Annotated in this window: 13 protein-coding genes and 1 tRNA gene; 10 read left to right on the top strand and 4 right to left on the bottom strand. The window is 42.3% G+C overall.

Annotated features, from left to right (window positions below):
• Nucleotides 1-46 precede the first annotated feature (46 nt).
• The 4 genes from DK188_RS16445 (at nucleotide 47) to lpxB (ending at nucleotide 5,938) form a co-directional block, all read left to right on the top strand.
• Nucleotides 47-3,514, top strand: a complete 3,468-nt coding sequence (locus tag DK188_RS16445) for a S8 family serine peptidase (protein WP_198673033.1) — start codon at nucleotides 47-49, stop codon at nucleotides 3,512-3,514.
• Nucleotides 3,515-4,216, top strand: a complete 702-nt coding sequence (locus DK188_RS16440) for a hypothetical protein (RefSeq protein WP_111671937.1) — start codon at nucleotides 3,515-3,517, stop codon at nucleotides 4,214-4,216.
• 106 nt (nucleotides 4,217-4,322) lie between these two features.
• Nucleotides 4,323-4,748, top strand: a complete 426-nt coding sequence (locus DK188_RS16435; RefSeq protein ID WP_111671936.1) for a 6-pyruvoyl trahydropterin synthase family protein — start codon at nucleotides 4,323-4,325, stop codon at nucleotides 4,746-4,748.
• Between the two features lie 80 nt (nucleotides 4,749-4,828).
• Entirely contained in the window at nucleotides 4,829-5,938 is a 1,110-nt protein-coding gene (gene lpxB, locus DK188_RS16430) for a lipid-A-disaccharide synthase (RefSeq protein ID WP_111671935.1), read from the top strand.
• 29 nt (nucleotides 5,939-5,967) lie between these two features.
• Here the strand turns inward: lpxB and clpX are convergent, their stop codons facing one another.
• The 4 genes from clpX to DK188_RS16410 all read right to left on the bottom strand — a co-directional run bounded on the left by clpX (nucleotide 5,968) and on the right by DK188_RS16410 (nucleotide 9,449).
• A complete protein-coding gene (clpX, locus tag DK188_RS16425) occupies nucleotides 5,968-7,197 on the bottom strand; it encodes an ATP-dependent Clp protease ATP-binding subunit ClpX (protein WP_111671934.1) in 1,230 nt (409 codons plus the stop codon).
• Nucleotides 7,198-7,201: 4 nt separating this feature from the next.
• Nucleotides 7,202-7,870: a ClpP family protease gene (locus tag DK188_RS16420; RefSeq protein ID WP_111671933.1), complete on the bottom strand. Its 669-nt coding sequence runs from the start codon at nucleotides 7,868-7,870 to the stop codon at nucleotides 7,202-7,204.
• 77 nt (nucleotides 7,871-7,947) lie between these two features.
• Nucleotides 7,948-9,276 carry a trigger factor gene (gene tig / locus DK188_RS16415; RefSeq protein WP_111671932.1) on the bottom strand — a complete coding sequence of 443 codons (1,329 nt, stop codon included), beginning with the start codon at nucleotides 9,274-9,276 and terminating at the stop codon, nucleotides 7,948-7,950.
• A 91-nt stretch (nucleotides 9,277-9,367) separates the two neighbouring features.
• Nucleotides 9,368-9,449 (bottom strand) — tRNA-Leu (locus DK188_RS16410).
• Nucleotides 9,450-9,615: 166 nt separating this feature from the next.
• On the opposite strand from DK188_RS16410, the gene DK188_RS16405 reads away from it, so the two are divergent.
• The 6 genes from DK188_RS16405 (at nucleotide 9,616) to DK188_RS16380 (ending at nucleotide 17,652) form a co-directional block, all read left to right on the top strand.
• On the top strand, nucleotides 9,616-11,832 hold the full coding sequence (locus tag DK188_RS16405) for a RelA/SpoT family protein (protein WP_111671931.1): 2,217 nt from the start codon (nucleotides 9,616-9,618) through the stop codon (nucleotides 11,830-11,832).
• Between the two features lie 50 nt (nucleotides 11,833-11,882).
• Nucleotides 11,883-12,350: a Fur family transcriptional regulator gene (locus DK188_RS16400; protein WP_111671930.1), complete on the top strand. Its 468-nt coding sequence runs from the start codon at nucleotides 11,883-11,885 to the stop codon at nucleotides 12,348-12,350.
• Between the two features lie 97 nt (nucleotides 12,351-12,447).
• Complete coding sequence (locus tag DK188_RS16395) at nucleotides 12,448-12,789, top strand: STAS domain-containing protein (RefSeq protein ID WP_111671929.1); 342 nt, start codon at nucleotides 12,448-12,450, stop codon at nucleotides 12,787-12,789.
• 141 nt (nucleotides 12,790-12,930) lie between these two features.
• Entirely contained in the window at nucleotides 12,931-14,202 is a 1,272-nt protein-coding gene (locus tag DK188_RS16390) for an adenylosuccinate synthase (protein ID WP_111671928.1), read from the top strand.
• A gap of 91 nt (nucleotides 14,203-14,293) precedes the next feature.
• Nucleotides 14,294-16,636 (top strand): PKD domain-containing protein, encoded by a 2,343-nt coding sequence (locus tag DK188_RS16385; RefSeq protein WP_111671927.1) that lies wholly within the window; start codon nucleotides 14,294-14,296, stop codon nucleotides 16,634-16,636.
• Nucleotides 16,633-17,652, top strand: a complete 1,020-nt coding sequence (locus DK188_RS16380) for a PorP/SprF family type IX secretion system membrane protein (RefSeq protein WP_111671926.1) — start codon at nucleotides 16,633-16,635, stop codon at nucleotides 17,650-17,652. The genes DK188_RS16385 and DK188_RS16380 overlap by 4 nt, the downstream gene beginning before the upstream one ends.
• The last annotated feature ends 118 nt before the right edge of the window (nucleotides 17,653-17,770 follow it).

Below are 17,770 nucleotides of genomic sequence, written 5' to 3'. Positions count from 1 at the left end.
GGATTGGTGATAAATGAGTGGGATTGAAAAGTAAGTAATGGACTATATGAGACGTATTCTAAAAAATGGCAACCCCATTTTCTTGATCATGATTTCTTTCCTTCTATTAGGAGAAGTTCATGGGCAAGACAATGGATCGCTCAGCAAAAAATGGGAAGAGGCAAAAAACCAGTCTGAGCAAAGCCTTAAAGGCAAACTTGGATTATTTCAACTTTCTGGTCCCATCAACTCATATAATTTTCCTTTTTTAAAAGAGCAGGGAGGGTTGAGGTTAGCAGACGGATATTTTTCAAAAATTCAATACTTGGATGAATCTGGATATCCGGTGATTTTTGCCCCGCACAATGTCAATGCAGCCATTACCACCGGAGTTAATCACCTCCAGCCCGGCGGATCTTTGGGTGTAAACCTTACGGGAAAGGGCTTGGTAGTTGGGATATTTGACCAAACCAGACCTAAACGAGATCATCCTGAATTCGGGTCAAGACTCACGCAAGTAGATGGTTCTACAGAGACTTTAAGTGAACATTCAACCCACGTGAGTGGGACTATACTTGCTGCGGGTGTCAATGCAGCAGCACGCGGTATGGCATATGAAGCTACGGGGTGGGCTTTCAATTGGGAGTCAGACATTTCTAAAATGCTGGCCAATGCCTATGAACCAGTTTCCAAACCTTCTGGAATGTTGATTTCAAACCATTCGTATGGAGTGGTCTTGGGCTGGAGACAAGATGGAGCCAACTGGACCTGGTTTGGTAATCCCGCAATCAGCACTCAAGAAGACTGGAGATTTGGATTTTATTCGGCCAAGTCTCAAGCTATTGATGAATTGATTTATTCTAGACCGTACTATTCAGTGGTATGGTCTGCCGGAAATGATCGCGACGATCGCGGGGATGGCACCCGCCCTCCAGATGGTCCAGATGATACCATCGGTCCAGAAGGTGTGGCAAAAAATAATATTACGGTGGGAGCTGTATCTCAAGTCTTAAACTACACCGGCCCCAATTCTGTAGCTGTCAGTGGGTTTTCTGCTTGGGGCCCTACAGATGACGGGAGAATTAAGCCTGATTTGGTAGGCATGGGGGTGAATGTGTTTAGCTCATCCATTAACGCTTCAGACCAAAATTCTTACGCTAGCTTGAGTGGAACATCCATGTCTGCACCAAATGTAACAGGTTCACTCTTTCTGTTACAACAGCTTTATAGCCAAAGGAATCCTGGCAAATTTATGCTTGCAGCTACATTGAAATCTTTGGCCATTCATACCGCTAAAGAAGCAGGTCCTGCACCTGGACCAGATTACATGTATGGCTGGGGACTTTTGGATGCCAGAGCATCGGCCGAGTTGATACTAAATGAAGATGGTAGTAGTAATTTGATCCGGGAACTGATTTTGGATCAAGGGAGTACCTACGAATATGAAATTGTATCAGACGGCATTACCCCGATCAGAGCAACAATCGCATGGACGGATCCAGCAGGGACACCTGTAGGTACCGCATTGGATCCATCAAATTTGATGTTGGTCAATGATCTGGATCTTCGCATTTTTGATGAAGACGGCGTTGAGTATTTCCCATGGACGCTTGACCCAGCATTGGGAGCTGCTGCACGTGGAGTACAAACTACAGACAACTTTAGAGATAATGTTGAGCAAGTTTTCATCGCCGCTCCGCAAGCCAAAAAATATACGGTAAGAATAACCCATAAAGGAGAATTGTCATTTGGTATGCAGCCTTTTTCTCTGGTGTTTTCTGCCGGAGCAGTAGATGGAGCTGCCGAAACTCTCTACTGGATCGGCGGGGCTTCCGGAGATTGGAGTGATCCGAGTAAATGGTCTCTCACAGCAAATGGCCCTGCTGCGGGTAAGGTTCCAAATGCAGGGACGAGAGTTGTTTTTGACGGTCCTGCAGGGCAGAATAAAACTGTAAACCTAAGCGGAGGCTCTACGGCATTCAGTGTGAACGTGTTTGGAGATCAGGTATTGTCATTGGATCTGAAATCACAGAATCTTACGGTTTCAAATGGATTCAGGATCAGCAATCAAATCACTGAAATCAAAAATGGATCAATCATTTTTGATTCAGAAAGTACCAATGAGCTATTGTTGGAATTTGGCCAAACTTTGTTTGAAAACCTTACTTTAAAATTCACCAAAGGAAATTGGAGTGTCATCTCAGGTGCCAAATTTGATAAACTCGAAGTTGGGACTTCCAATGTCAATTTCAATATGGCGGAATTGGAGGCGAATCAAATCCGACTTCTTTCAGGTGGAATTGTGTCCGGCGATGTTGAATCGATGAAATTCTCCCAATCGCTCACTTTCGATCCTACCAGCCAATTCAAAGAAGGCCTAACGGCCAAATTCGAGGGTAGTTCTGGGCAATATGCCAATTCATCTCCAACTCAGATTTCAAGACTCGAGGTGATGAGTGGGACTTTGGCACTATCGACTGATGGGTTAGAAAATCTTGCTATTTCCAATGGAAAGGCAGTATTGGGCAGTGCTTCCCTCGATGTTCAGGAGTTGGCACTAGGCCCAGGGGGTACGCTGGAATTTGCACAGGTTAGTTCTTTTACCGTATTGGGTCAAATAACTTCCTCTGCCACTCAGCAGACCAAAGCATCTATTTCGGCTTTAGCGGCTGGAAGTACTTTGATTTTTGATGTATACAAGAAACTATGCTTTGACCACCTCAATGTTTCAAATGTCAATAAAAGTGGACAGGGGATTATCAATTTGGGCACAACTGCAACCATTCAAAACGCTACAGGATGGCTTAGTCAGCCTTGTGACGAGGTTTTATTTGCCAAATTTGAGTCAACCTATCCTTGCGTGGGAGCGGCGGTTACCTTCGAAAATCAAAGTGAAGGTGCAGTTTCCTCTTACCTTTGGGAATTTGGTTCAGGTATCACATCGACATTGGAAAACCCGATTTTTGTATTTGATTCCCCTGGAAGATACCCTGTCAAGTTGACCATTTCCAACAGTTTGGGCTCTACCTCTTTTACTGAGGAAATAGAAATCAGTTCCAATGAACTGAGTAAGCCGGTGATTGTAATTAACGGAAGCCAGCTGACCTCTCAGCAGCCAGGTAGCTCGTACCAATGGTATCTCAATGGCGAAGCTATTGCAGGAGCAACTGGGAGAAGTTTTGTAGCAGAAGGAGACGGTTCCTACCAAGTAGCCATCTTCAATGAGCTTTGCAACAGGATTTCTGATCCAGTGATTATTTCCGCATTGCCCGAGCCGGATTTAGGTAGATTTGGGGTTTTTGTAGGTCCAGTGCCGAGTGAAGACGTCATTACACTTCAGATCTCCAATGAATATAGAGGTCCAATCCATTATTCAATTATCGATCTGGCTGGACGAGTTTATTTGACCAAGGTAGCTGGGAAAAATTCCGAGGAATGGACTGAGGTGATTACACTGCCTAACCCTTCAGGATTATACATTTTAAAAATTGAAACCAACAAATTAATTTTCCACAAAAAAATAATTAAAAATTAAATGAAGTTTCTTCCAATAGCTATTGCATTACTTATTTCTTCCAGTGCTTACTCCCAGATCTCTAATATCGACCTGAACGGGGCTCCAGCACGCATTACTCCCTATAGTGAAATTGATGGTTCGCCCTACCTATTTGCAGATTGGGCCAAGGCAGACATCGGAACAACCAATGCAGGTCTGAAAGAAGATGTCGCCTACCGATTTAACATTCATGACAATGAATTGGAAGTGGTCAATGAAGCAGGCAATACCATCTACTTGAATAAAGATTACCTCGAATATGCAGTACTTCAGCGACCATCTATTCTAATCGCTCAAAGTACAGTTCAAGGCCTCTTGCCAAACCTGCTTTTCAAAAAGGGATTTGAATACATAAAGGGGGTAGGCCCCAAGGATTTGGTAAATGTCCTTGCCGAAGGTAAAAAGTATACGCTTGTCCGAAAATTTTATTCTGACTTAGTCACCCCACCAAAGAATAGCTATGCTCCTACAGCAGGCAGAATGTTTGTGTTCGAGGAGTCTTTCTATCTAATCAATTCCAATTTTGATGTTGCCAATGTGAAAAACAGGACAAATGTCATCATCAAAGCACTTGATCCCGCTGATCAAGAAAGAGCCAAGCAGATCATCAAAGAGGGCAAGTTTGACCTGGGAAGAGAAGATCATCTGGTCTTGTTTTTCAACGAATTGAATAAAAGTTAATTTCAAAACGCTCGGTTGCTCCGGGCGTTTTTCATTTACTGGGTAGGTATAGGATTTCTTATCCCGTTTACTTTTGCCTAACTTTGCAGCGAATTTGAATAAGTAGATGATCCACGTTTGCAGAAAAGAGCATTTCAATGCCGCCCATAAGCTTTGGAATCCAAATTGGTCTGATGAAAAGAATTTCGAAGTCTATGGTCCATGTGCCAATGTCAATTGGCATGGTCATAATTTCGAGTTGATCGTAACCGTAAAAGGACTTCCGGATCCAGAAACAGGTTTTGTTGTAGATCTGAAACAACTAAGTACGCTGATCAGAAAGCTTGTGATTGACAAAGTGGATCACAAAAATCTCAATGTGGACGTTGATTTTATGCTAGGTAAAATGGCCAGCTGTGAGATTTTGGTCATGGAGTTTTGGAAAATTTTGGAGCCAGCTGTAAAGAAAATCACTCCCCATGGAGGACTATACAAGCTTACCCTTTATGAGACACCGAGAAATTTTGTGGAGTTTTATGGGGAAGGAATTTAAAACTGAGAATGTAATAAGATGAATAAAAAGTAGGTCGAAAAGCCTACTTTTATTTTTAGTAGAAAAATTACCAAACCAAATTGAAACGAATCTACATTATTTCAGGCGAGCGCTCCGGCGACTTACACGCTTCAAACTTAGTTTTGGCTTTGCAAAAACTGGAGGGAAACGTGAGATTTCGCGGAATGGGGGGGAGCTATTCTCAAGCCGCAGGTGTAGCGCTTGCTGTTGATTATTCAGAGGTCGCAGTGATGGGCTTTTTGGAAGTTGTTCTAGGATTTAGAAAAGTTCTCAAATACCTCAATCTTGTTAAAAAAGATCTTTTAGCCTACCGTCCCGATGCATTGATTTTGGTGGATTACGGTGGATTCAACATGAAAATTGCAGCCTTTGCCAAAGCAAATGGTATCCCCGTTCATTACTACATTCCTCCCAAAGTCTGGGCATGGAACCAGAAACGAGCTCTGAAGCTAAAGGAATTCACAGATCAGATTTATTCCATTCTTCCCTTCGAGCCAGCGTTTTTTGAAAAGTTTGAGATGAATGTCAAGTATGTCGGAAATCCACTTTTGGATGAGATCAGGAAGTTTAAGCCGCATGATTTTTTCTTTCAGAAAAACGAATTGAGCTATCAGCCTATCGTAGCCCTGCTTCCAGGAAGTCGAAAGCAAGAGATCCATGCCATGCTTGATCGGATGATTTCTTTGGTTAAGGAATTCCCTAATACACAATTTGTAATCGCTGGAGTTGGGAGTCTACCTTCAGTTGCTTACGATACTGCAAGAGCAGCAGGAATTAAGGTGGTTTTTGATCAAACTTATGATCTTTTGAGTCATGCTACAGCTGCTGTCGTGACCTCTGGAACGGCCACCTTGGAGACCGCCTTGTTTCGAGTTCCCCAGATAGTGGTTTATAAAACTTCAGCCATCACCTATGGGATTGCGAAGCACCTCATCCGTGTTCCGTACATTTCTTTGGTGAATATAATTGCAGATAAGGAAGTGGTCAAAGAACTGATTCAGGATGATTTTTCTATAGCTAATCTCAAAAACGAATTGAATCGAATTTTTACCAATGTGGTCTACAAAGGAGAAATGCTACAAGGGTATGATCTGGTTCAGGAAAAAATAGGGGAAGGCTCTGCTTCAGAGATTACTGCTGGATTTATTCTGGATTCGCTTAAAAAGTAAAACCCCGATTTTCACCGGGGTTTTTAATCTTAAGCAACCTGCAGTCGCTTGAATTTTGATTTGTCAAATTGGGATCGTGCATATTCCTCATCGATCACCAATTCTTTGACTGATTCATCTGAAGGCAACTCATACATCGCGTCTGTAACGATCGCTTCGCAAATGGACCGAAGTCCCCTCGCGCCAAGCTTGTATTCGTCAGCTTTGTCTACGATGAAGTCCAAAGCACCCTCTTCGAAAGTAACTTTGACTCCTTCCATAGCCAAAAGTTTGGTATACTGCTTTACCAAAGCATTTTTTGGCTCAGTGAGAATTCGTTTCAGTGCGTCTTTGTGAAGTGGATCCAAATGTGTCAAAACTGGAAGTCGTCCGATAAGTTCCGGAATCAATCCAAATGCTTTTAAATCCTGTGCAGTGACATATTGAAGCAGATTCTCTCGGTCTGCCTGAGGAGTATTGCTGGTTTTGGCAAAACCCATTGGCTGTGTATTCAATCGCTTGCCGATATGCCTTGCAATTCCGTCAAATGCACCTCCGCAAATAAATAGGATGTTTTCTGTATTCACAGCGATCATTTTCTGATCTGGGTGCTTTCTGCCGCCCTGAGGAGGTACGTTTACCATCGTTCCCTCGAGGAGTTTCAGCATTGCCTGCTGGACACCTTCACCACTGACATCACGGGTGATGGAAGGGTTATCCGACTTACGGGCAATTTTATCCAACTCATCAATATATACGATTCCTCGCTCTGCCGCTTCGACATTGTAATCCGCAGACTGGAGAAGTCTGGTGAGGATGCTTTCTACATCTTCACCCACATAACCCGCCTCAGTCAAAACTGTGGCATCAGCTATACAAAAAGGGACCTCGAGGATTTTTGCCAAGGTTTTGGCCAGGTAAGTTTTTCCTGTGCCTGTGTCACCTACCATGATGACATTTGATTTTTCAATCTTGATATCATCATGATCATCTTTTTGCTGGAGACGCTTGTAGTGATTGTAAACTGCTACGGTCAATACCTTTTTGGCCTCTTCCTGACCAATTACATATTGGTCGAGATAGGAGGTAAGCTCTTTTGGCTTCTTAAGTTTGAACTTGGGTTTTGAGGCTCCTGCCGACTTTTTGGTTTTGTCTTCTTCACCAAGAATCAGATGAGCTTGCTCGATGCAAAAATTACAGATATGGGCCGAAATGCCCGATACCATCAGATCTACATCTTTCTTGTTTCTGCCACAAAAGGAGCAGGTTACTTGCGCCATTTTTTTATTTTTTAACTAAAACTTCGTCAATCAGACCATATTCTTTGGCCTCCTGAGCTTTCAACCAGTAATCACGATCGGAATCCCGCTCGATTTCTTCAAATGTTTTGCCGGTATGATTGGCAAGGATTTGATACAATTCTTCGCGCATGGACAAGATCAGTTTCAGTGAAATTTCCATATCTCTGGATTGTCCTTGCATTCCGCCCGAAGGCTGGTGAATCATCACTCTGGAATGTTGCAAAGCGGATCTCTTGTTTTTTGCTCCACCGGCCAATAATACTGCACCCATAGAAGCGGCAATGCCAGTACATATCGTAGCTACATCCGGACCGATATACTGCATGGTGTCATATATTCCCAAACCAGCCGTCACGGATCCTCCTGGACTATTGACATAGAGCAAGACGTCTTTCTTGGCATCTACTGATTCGAGGAAGAGCAACTGAGCTACTATAATATTGGCAATGTGATCATCGATGCCTGTTCCAAGGAAAATGATTCGGTCCATGATCAATCGGGAGAATACGTCGATTTCTCTGAAATTCTGAGGCCTTTCCTCGATCACCGAACGAGTCATATTTTCAATGTGCTGGGTATATTGGTCAAATGCCGTCCCGCTTACGCCTTGATTGTGAATCGCGTACTTTCTGAATTCTTCTTTGTTAATCATTTTTGAGTTTGTTGTGGTAGACAAAAATAAAAAAGTCCTTTAAAAAAGGACTTTTGAATATAACTCTCTAAATCGATTTACTTCTCTAAAAGTTCCTTGAATTCATCGATTGAAATCTCCTTTTCTGTTAGGTTGATTTTCTCCTGAACGAAAGCAAGTACCTTTTCATTTTGAACGGAGGTCATCATGTTCATGTAGTTTTGACCTTCGTTTCCTTTGAGGTAATTGTCAACAAACATATCCATGCTTGCTTCCAGTTGTGAACCAAGTCCTGAGGAAGCAAACTGCTCACGTACCATTTCTTTGGTTTTTTCGATGACGTCCGTGTGTTCTGCTTGGATGCCATTATCTTTTGCAATTTGATTGGAAATCAATGACCAGGTTAATTGCTTCGCGTAGATCGGGTATTCGTTCTCTACGTCAGCTTCTGACACTTTACCTTCATTGGCACGAATCAGCCATTCCTTTAGGAATGCATCTGGGAGATCCAAGTTGGCTTTCTCTACCAATACTTTTTTCAGTTCTTCTTCCGTGAATACTTTGGATTCACGGTCATAGCTTGCCTGTAGTGTCTTCCTTACTTTAGCGATAAATTCTTCCTCTGAAGAAACTGCATCTGGACCGAAGATTTTATCGAAAAACTCCTGATTCAACTCGGCGATTTCTGTTCTATTGATATTTTTCACAGTGAATGTGAAGGCTCCTTTTGCTTCGGCAGTTTCCGCTTCAGTCAAACCAAAAGCCTCAGACCATTCGCTGTTTTTTACCTCTTTGGCATCAAACTCAACTACTGCTTCTTTTTCCATACCTGTGAATTTGGCTGCAAGCTTCTTGGAAAGTTTAGCCACGGGAAGAGACAGTGTCTTTGAAAACTCACCCTCGACGGCATTAAGGTCTCCGTAGATATTGTCGTTTGCCTCGCTTACCTCAGGATTTGTGCTGTTTCCGTATTGAGACTTCAGGTTGTCAATAGTTTCATTGATCAACTTATCGTCCACTTTGATGGTGTATTTGGTGCCTTTGGTGGAGCTATCAAGCGGTACATTGACGGAATCGACAAATCCGATTTTATATTCAAAGTCAAAACCTTTTTGCGTTTTCCAGTCGATTGAATTGTCTTCTTTCTCTACCGGTAGCGGTTCGCCTAAGATTCTAAAAGTTTGTTCTTTCAGATAGCTGTTCAGCGATTCACCTAGGATTGCATTGATTTCGTCCACCAAAATCGAAACTCCGTACATTCCTTTTACCATGGAAATCGGCGCTTTTCCGGGACGGAAACCTTTAATGACTGCTTTTTTTGCGTAATCCTTTAGTTTGGCATCAACCTTTGGTTGATAATCTGCTTCGTTTAGTGTAATTTTAATAGAAGCTTGATTTGCTGAATGCTTGTCTAATGTAATTTCCAAGGTGTATAAAATTAAACAGATGATGAACTAAAAACCCCCAACCGCTTTCCTGTCTGATCAAAAACAGTGGAGTGATTGAGGGCTTGTGCTGTGCGGATAGAGGGACTCGAACCCCCATGCCTCGCGGCGCTAGATCCTAAGTCTAGTGCGTCTACCAATTTCGCCACATCCGCATTGGATTCAATCAGACCGAGATTATTTGATCAATGATCTCGTTTTCTAATTGTGGATGCAAAGGTAAAAACATTATCTTATTTTTCACAAGTGTCTGAAAAAAAAAATCCAAAAATATGGAATGATCAATCTCCTGTCCCTTATTTTGAATAAAAATCCACCCATATGATCCCTGTGGACATAGAAGAAGAGCGTAAAGAAATTCTAAAACGGTATCGCAAACTGCTGAAACAGGCTAAACCCTTTTTGAAGCCAGGGGATACCAAACTGATTAAGAAGGCATTCAATATTTCTCTGGAAGCGCATAAAGAAATGCGAAGAAAGTCCGGAGAGCCCTACATCTATCATCCGCTTGAAGTGGCTTTGGTCTGTGTGGAAGAGATAGGATTGGGTACGACCTCTATTATCGCCGCTCTGCTTCATGACGTGGTGGAGGATACGGATCTTGAGCTGGAAGATATCGAGCGGGAATTTGGCCATAAGGTAATGACCATTATTGATGGACTGACCAAAATCTCAGGAGTATTTGACTACGGAAGTTCGCAGCAGGCAGAAAATTTCCGCAAAATGCTCCTCACGCTCTCTGATGATGTCCGTGTAATTCTGATCAAATTAGCCGATCGGCTGAACAACATGCGGACCTTATCCAGCATGCCCCGACACAAGCAGCTGAAGATCGCTTCTGAGACCATGTATCTCTATGCACCCCTTGCACATCGATTGGGCCTGTACGCGATCAAATCAGAGCTGGAGGATCTTTACCTCAAATACACTGATACCGATACCTATAAGGATATCGTCCAGAAAATCAACGAATCCAAGAGCTACAGGAATAAGTTTATCAAATCCTTTATTCAACCGATTGAGGATGAATTAGGCAAGCAGGACTTCAAATTCACCATCAAGGGAAGACCCAAGTCTGTCTATTCCATCTACAATAAGATGAAAAAGCAAGGAATTCCCTTTGAGGAGGTCTATGACCTGTTTGCGATCAGGATAATTATAGAAAGTCAGTTGGAGAATGAAAAGGCCGACTGCTGGCAGGTTTATTCCATCGTGACGGATTTTTACAGACCAAATCCCGACCGTCTCAGAGACTGGATCAGTACACCCAGGTCAAATGGGTATGAGTCACTTCATACGACGGTAATGAGCAATACAGGCCAATGGGTGGAAGTTCAGATTCGCACTGACCGAATGGATGAAATCGCAGAACGAGGCTATGCGGCCCATTGGAAGTACAAGGAAAAGGACAGTCAGGGAAGAACCGGGTCTGGACTTGATGATTGGATCGGTCAGGTGAGGAGTATTCTTGAATCCAATGACGGCAATGCCATTGAATTCATGGATGATTTCAGGGGGAATCTATTCCATGATGAGGTATTTGTATTTACTCCCAAAGGAGATCTGAAAGTACTTCCTATCGGAGCAACAGCACTTGATTTTGCATTTGAAATACACACTGAAATCGGGGCCAAGTGCATCGGAGCAAAAGTAAACCAGCGGCTCGTACCGATCAGCCATGTTCTCAAAAATGGCGATCAGGTGGAAATCCTGACGTCAAATAAGCAAAAACCCACCGAGGATTGGCTAAATAACGTAGTCACATCCAGAGCCAAAGCAAAAATCAAAGATGCGCTTCGAGAGGAGAAAAAATCGGCGATTTTGGATGGGAAAGAGATCGTTCAGCGAAAGTTAAAAGCCATGAAAATGGACTTTAATTCTGAAACAGTCGAACAACTGCGCGCCTACTATGAGCTAAAAACAGCAAACGAATTTTATTACCGAGTAGGAAAAGGGACAATAGATCCCACATCAATCAAGTCCTTCAAAGATTTTAAAGAAAATCAAAAAGGGAAAAGTAAAGTCGGAGAAAAGGTCAAAGACGAATCCTCTTTCACCAAAGAAATCAAAAGCATCAAAGGTTCGGAACACGATCAGTTGCTGATTGGTGAGGATATGGATGTGGTGGATTACATCTTGGCCAAATGCTGTAATCCAATCCCCGGGGATGACGTCTTTGGTTTCGTTACCATCAACGAGGGCATCAAAATCCACCGAACTTCCTGCCCAAATGCCCTAGAGCTTCTTTCCAATCATGGCAATCGGGTAATCAAGGCGCGCTGGACCAGCCAAAAGGAAATTGCGTTTTTGGCAGGATTAAGAATTTTGGGAACAGATCGGGTAGGGCTCATCAACGATGTCACCAAGGTCATTTCCAATGAACTAAAGGTAAATATGCGTTCTATCACAGTGGATTCCGACGCTGGAATTTTTGAAGGTACGATCAAACTCTACGTCCATAGCACAGAGCATTTGGATCATTTGATCAAAAACCTCCAGCAAGTGGACGGCATTATCAAAATTTCCCGGTTTGATTGATTGAATCTTTATTGGGTTACAAAAGTTATATTTGAAAAAAAACGCAGAAAATGCCTTTGAATACAACTCATTTCGAAGAGGTCAAGAAGATATTTACCGCCTATCTGGAAAATAAAAAGCTCCGCAAAACTCCCGAACGGTATGCCATTTTGGAGGAAATTTATAGCCGAACAGGCCATTTTGATGTAGAAGGCCTCTACATCAGTATGAAAAATAAAAACTATCGGGTCAGTCGAGCGACAGTCTACAATACCTTGGATTTATTGGTAGAGTGTGATCTGGTGACGAAGCATCAGTTTGGAAAAAACCTTGCCCAATTCGAAAAATCCTACGGATACAAACAACACGATCACCTGATTTGTGTGGAGTGTAATCAAGTGATGGAATTTTGCGATCCTCGTATCCAAAACATCCAAAATACCGTTGGAGAGATTTTGAATTTCCAAGTCTTGCATCACTCATTGATTCTCTACGGAAACTGTACCAAGGTAAAGTGCGAAAACAGAAAAGATAGCTAATTAAATCGAGCAGGACCCTTTCGGAGTCACTCAGAGAAATGATGAACTGTCTCATTCGAAGATTTCATCTGACCGCTAAAAAACTAATTATAAACTGATGAAACTCACCTACACTACCCAAAAAGACCAAAAAGCTGATTACCTATTTATCCAAGGTGACCTGATTGGCGACGAAGTCGGCCCCAAACTGGTCGAAGTTGTATCCGATGCGATTCAGGATGGAGCAAAAATTTTTGTGATTGACCTCAGTGAAGTGAGATACATCAGTTCGAGTGGAATAGGGCTTCTGATTACCATGCTGACCAAAATGAGGAATTCGGGTGGCGAAGTTTATTTGACAGCTCCCTCCGATCACGTGAAAAAATTGCTGATAATCACCAAATTGAATAATATTTTCACGGTCTTCGATTCAGTGGAAGATTTCAAATCGAAAAATTGAGATAAAGCCCTAACGTAGGGCTTTTTTTTATTTTGTCTGGTTGCGGTATAATAATTCCCTCGTTTCCCTTGGTTTTCTATACCCTTATCGCAAATTTCGCCCTTTAAAAAAATTTGAATAACAGATAAGACCACACATCAAATGAAGATGGATGTATTGCTGGGTCTCCAGTGGGGAGATGAAGGAAAAGGAAAAATCGTGGATGTGCTTGCCCCTCAATACGAGGTGGTGGCCAGATTCCAAGGAGGGCCAAATGCTGGCCATACATTGGAATTTGACGGAATTAAGCACGTGTTGCATCAGATTCCTTCAGGGATTTTCAGATCCCAAATCCTGAATATCATCGGAAACGGTGTGGTGCTCGATCCCATTATCCTCAAAAAAGAGATTGATGGTTTGGGTAAATTTTCTATTGATTACCAGAAGAACCTAGTGGTTTCCAAAAAGGCAACCATCATCATACCTACACATAAGCTCCTCGATGCTGCTCTTGAAACAGCCAAAGGAGACAAAAAAATCGGTTCGACGCTGAAGGGAATCGGACCAACCTATCAAGATAAAATCGGTAGAGCAGCCTTACGGGTAGGAGATATCTTAAGTCCTGATTTCGGGGAAAAATACGATGCGCTTGTAGAGAAACACAAGACTATTTTATCCTTCTATAATCATCCGCTTGATGCATTGGCCGAAATGGAAGCCCAGTTTTTTGCGGCTGTGGAATTTTTCAAGACGCTCAATTTGATCGATAGTGAATATGTGGTCAATGATGCCTTGGCTTCAAATAAAAAAATACTGGCAGAAGGAGCACAAGGTTCTTTACTTGATGTGGATTTTGGAAGTTATCCATTTGTGACCAGTAGCACCACGATGACCGCTGGAGCCTGTACAGGCCTTGGAGTGGCTCCGTCCAAAATCGGCGAGGTTTTCGGGATTTTCAAAGCATACTGTACTCGCGTAGGCAGTGGACCATTCCCAACAGAACTCTTCGATGCAGTAGGTGAAGCCATGCGGAAAGAAGGTAACGAATTTGGAAGTACTACAGGTAGACCTAGACGATGCGGTTGGCTGGATCTGCCAGCGTTGCGCTATTCAATTATGATCAACGGCGTAACTCAGTTATTCATGATGAAGGCTGACGTGTTGAATATTTTTGAAGAAATCAATGTCTGTACGCACTATGAGCTTCCAACTGGGGAGCGAATCGATCGCCTGAGTTTTGAGATTTCAGAATTGGATGTGAGACCAGTATATAAAGTCTTTAAAGGCTGGCACTCCTCTCTTGCTGAGGTAAGGTCCTATGATGAATTTCCAGCTGAATTAAAAGAATACGTGTCCTATTTAGAAGAGGAACTACAGGTTCCCATCAAATTGGTGTCCGTAGGACCGGATCGAGTTCAGACTATTCTGAGATAAAACAAGGCAAAAAAAAAATAAAGCTTCGAAGAGATTCTTCGGAGCTTTTGTTTTATACACCTAATGTCATTTTATTTAGGATTCTAAAAAAATGGGATTGAAGGGGAAATTGAGAAACTGGATACTGGTATTTTTTGCATTGCTTGGATTGGAAGCGAATGCTCAGATCGGATTTCCTTATTGCGAAACTTTCCAGACTCCAAGTACCCAAGCCAACACTATATTTGGAGGAGATGCACGGTTAATTGATGGGGTTTTACGTCTCACTAGTAACCAGCTCAATCAACGAGGGCACATCTATGTAGATGTTCCGTTTCCTTCTTCTTATGGATTGAAAGTGGAATTTGAGTATTTTAGTTATGGAGGTGTTGGACAATTTCTTGCGGATGGATTAAGCCTTTTCCTTTTTGATGCAGATACCCAAGTATTTAACGCCGGTGGCTTTGGTGGATCGCTGGGGTATGCGCAAAGAAGCGGAGAGCCAGGTCTATCCAATGCCTATTTGGGAATAGGTTTTGATGAATTTGGAAATTTTGGAAATCGCTCTGAGGGGAAAAATGGTGGTTTTGCAGGTGTGCAAGATGAACTTGTCCCTGACGCTATTGTAATTCGTGGCCCAGGAAATGGGAATATCGGTTATCCCTTTGTGGTAGGAAGAAGGACCATGACCACGGGAAATGATGGGCTGACTCCTGGAGGTCAATTCCCCATTAGTTCTGGTGGTGCGGGGACATCACGGGTGACAGATCCCATGCAGGTAGGTTACCGTAGAGTAAATCTGGAATTGCAACCCGATCCTGATGGAGTAGGTTTCTTTTTGACACTTACCATGATTGTGACGACTGAGCCTGGTCTTCCCCGTCAGCTTACGATTTTTGACCGCCCATATGATTTCCCTGCCCCTAAGAATCTTAAGATAGGCTTTGCAGCCTCGACCGGTGGCTTTTCAAACTTTCACGAAATAAGAAATCTCATCGTCGAGGTATCAGCAGATGATCAACTTCAAGATCCCCAAGGAGTTGATTTTTCAGATATCGCATCTTGTGCTGGTCAAGAAAATCAATTCAATATTTCGGATGAAGAGGTGGTGTTGCCCAATGAAAACAGTGTCATTAGATGTCTTCAGTTTTATCAATCCCTTGAGGACATTCAGGCTGAGTCAGAAGATGTTTGTTCGCAGGCACGCTGTCTGGAGCAAAACCGGGTCTTGATTTTGCCACAGGGCACGTTCAGAGCAAGCGATCAAGCTGGAGGATTCACTTTTTTTCCAAATGATGAATTTATCGATCAAGAGGTAACGGTTTATTACACAATCACCGATAGCTATGGCAAAACTTCCAAAGGAAACTCGATGACTCTTGCTATTCAAGAATCCCCCGAACCAATTTCTTTGAGGATTTCAGGGGAAAGTGAATTAGCCAATGAAATTGATATTTGCGAAGGGGAGCTAGTTTCCCTGGAGGGGACAGGAAATGAAGTGTACGATCGATTTGAATGGTACAAAGATGGAGAACTGATAGAGGGAGCTACGCAAAGCACGTTTAGTACTGGTGAAGCTGGTGAGTATGAGGTTTTTGGGTATAATCGGAAAAATTGCCCTGCCAAAAGCAATAAGATTGTCATCGTCCTACCAGATTTACCAATTGCTCTAGTTGATTTAGAAATTGTAGGATGTCTGGTAGGGCAAACCGTAGACGTCACCAGCCAGATCCTGGATTACAATCCTTCCACCTTTGATTACCAACTTTCAGGCAATGGATTGATTTTGCTAAATGATGAAATGAAATCAGTTGGTCAATCCGGGATGTTTGAATTGAGAATCAAACAAAAAAACCTTGATTGTTACTCAGAAGGTATTCCTCTTGAGATTTTCATTCAACCCTTCGAACTGACAGTGGATTATGATTTTGGAGTTCAAGGTACTGGAGTCAAAGATGAAGCAGGGGGCGGGGTTTTTCCAAGTGATGTCATCCAGTTTACTGATCTGTCGGATAATCGGGCAGTCAGTTGGGATTGGGATTTCGGAGATGGAAATAGGGCTACTGAAAAAAATCCAACTCATGTATTTGGTAAAAAAGGTGATTTCAATGTAGTTCTGATAATTACTGATCGATATGGCTGTCAGCAATCTATCTCTAAGACAGTATCCATTACTCGAAGTTATCGACTGATGATCCCTACCGGCTTTACTCCCAATGAAGAGCAAAACAACACTTTTCTACCAAAGCAAAAGGGTTTAGTGAGTTTTGAATTGTTGATATTTAACACTTGGGGGGAATTGATCTTTCAAACAGAGGATTTGAATACCTTGGGCTGGGATGGTACATTAAATGGCAAATTGCTGGACGCTGGTATTTTTGTTTATCGAGTAAACGGTGAAACGACAGATGCTGAAATGGTGAAGGAGAGTGGAAAATTCAGATTGATCCGATGAAAAAAATACTTCTTTTTTTAAGCCTTTTTTATCTGTGTACCAGCCTTTCGGCCCAGGATATTCAATATAGTCAGTATTATGCCAATCCTATTTATTTAAATCCTGCTTTTACAGGAAGTACGAGTATGAGTAGGGTTGGAGTCAATTTCAGAAACCAATGGCCTGCTTTGGATCAGAGTTTTGTTGCCTATACCGCCTATTTTGATCACTTTGAAGAACGAATAAACTCGGGGTTTGGCTTGATTTTTCACGGAGCTCAGGAATCTTTCACCCAAACCAATGTCAATGAAATAGGCCTAGTCTACTCGTATCGGTTAAAAATTAGTGAATCGAGCTACATTCAAGCTGGCTTTCAGGGCTCTTTTGTGGCACGAGACGCATTTTTTGACAGGGTCATTTTGGGTACTCAGTTAAATATAGACACGGGACTGATCAATGGCTCACCTGGAGAAGCTTTTGAAGGCGATAGTCGGATAAGATCTGCAGATGCACACGCTGGTTTATTGTATTATGGGAAAAAGTCTTGGTTTGGTTTTTCTGCTGCTCACTTACTTAGTCCGGAAATAAGTTATTTGGCTGATAATACCAATCAGCTACCGGTCAAGTACTCGATTCATGGTGGGCATCGATTTGACCTTGCTCCCGGTGATATCAATGAATATTTTAATAATACAAACCAGAAGCGATCAGTGGCTGTAGGGTTTAATTACAAACAGCAGGGGCAATTCTCTCAATTGGATCTAGGTGCTGAATTTTTCTTTGAACCCTTGGTCTTGGGTTTTTGGTATCGCGGACTTCCTACCAAGTATGAGTTGCCAAATAATGAATCCCTAATTTTTTTATTAGGTGTAAATCTTCCTTCAGGATTGGAGCTTGGGTATAGCTTTGATTATGCGATTTCGAAATTGGGTTTCTTATCTTCGGGTGGAGCGCATGAATTATCAGTGAGGTATATTTTTTCATCAAAGGACCCTAGAAAAAGGTATTATCCAGAATTGCCATCATTTAGATATTGAATATTGCTCTATTTTTAGAATATAATTTTGCTTTCACTTGTTTTATTTCCTTTAAGCTAGGCTTGAAAGAGTGATTTTATAAAAATTCAGATGAAAATTTTCCTGATCATTTCCAGTG

It is taken from the genome of Algoriphagus litoralis (assembly GCF_003259255.1).
Lineage (GTDB): Bacteria > Bacteroidota > Bacteroidia > Cytophagales > Cyclobacteriaceae > Algoriphagus > Algoriphagus litoralis.
The sequence above is the reverse complement of the archived record's forward strand: the minus strand, read 5'-3'. Positions and strand labels throughout refer to the sequence as shown.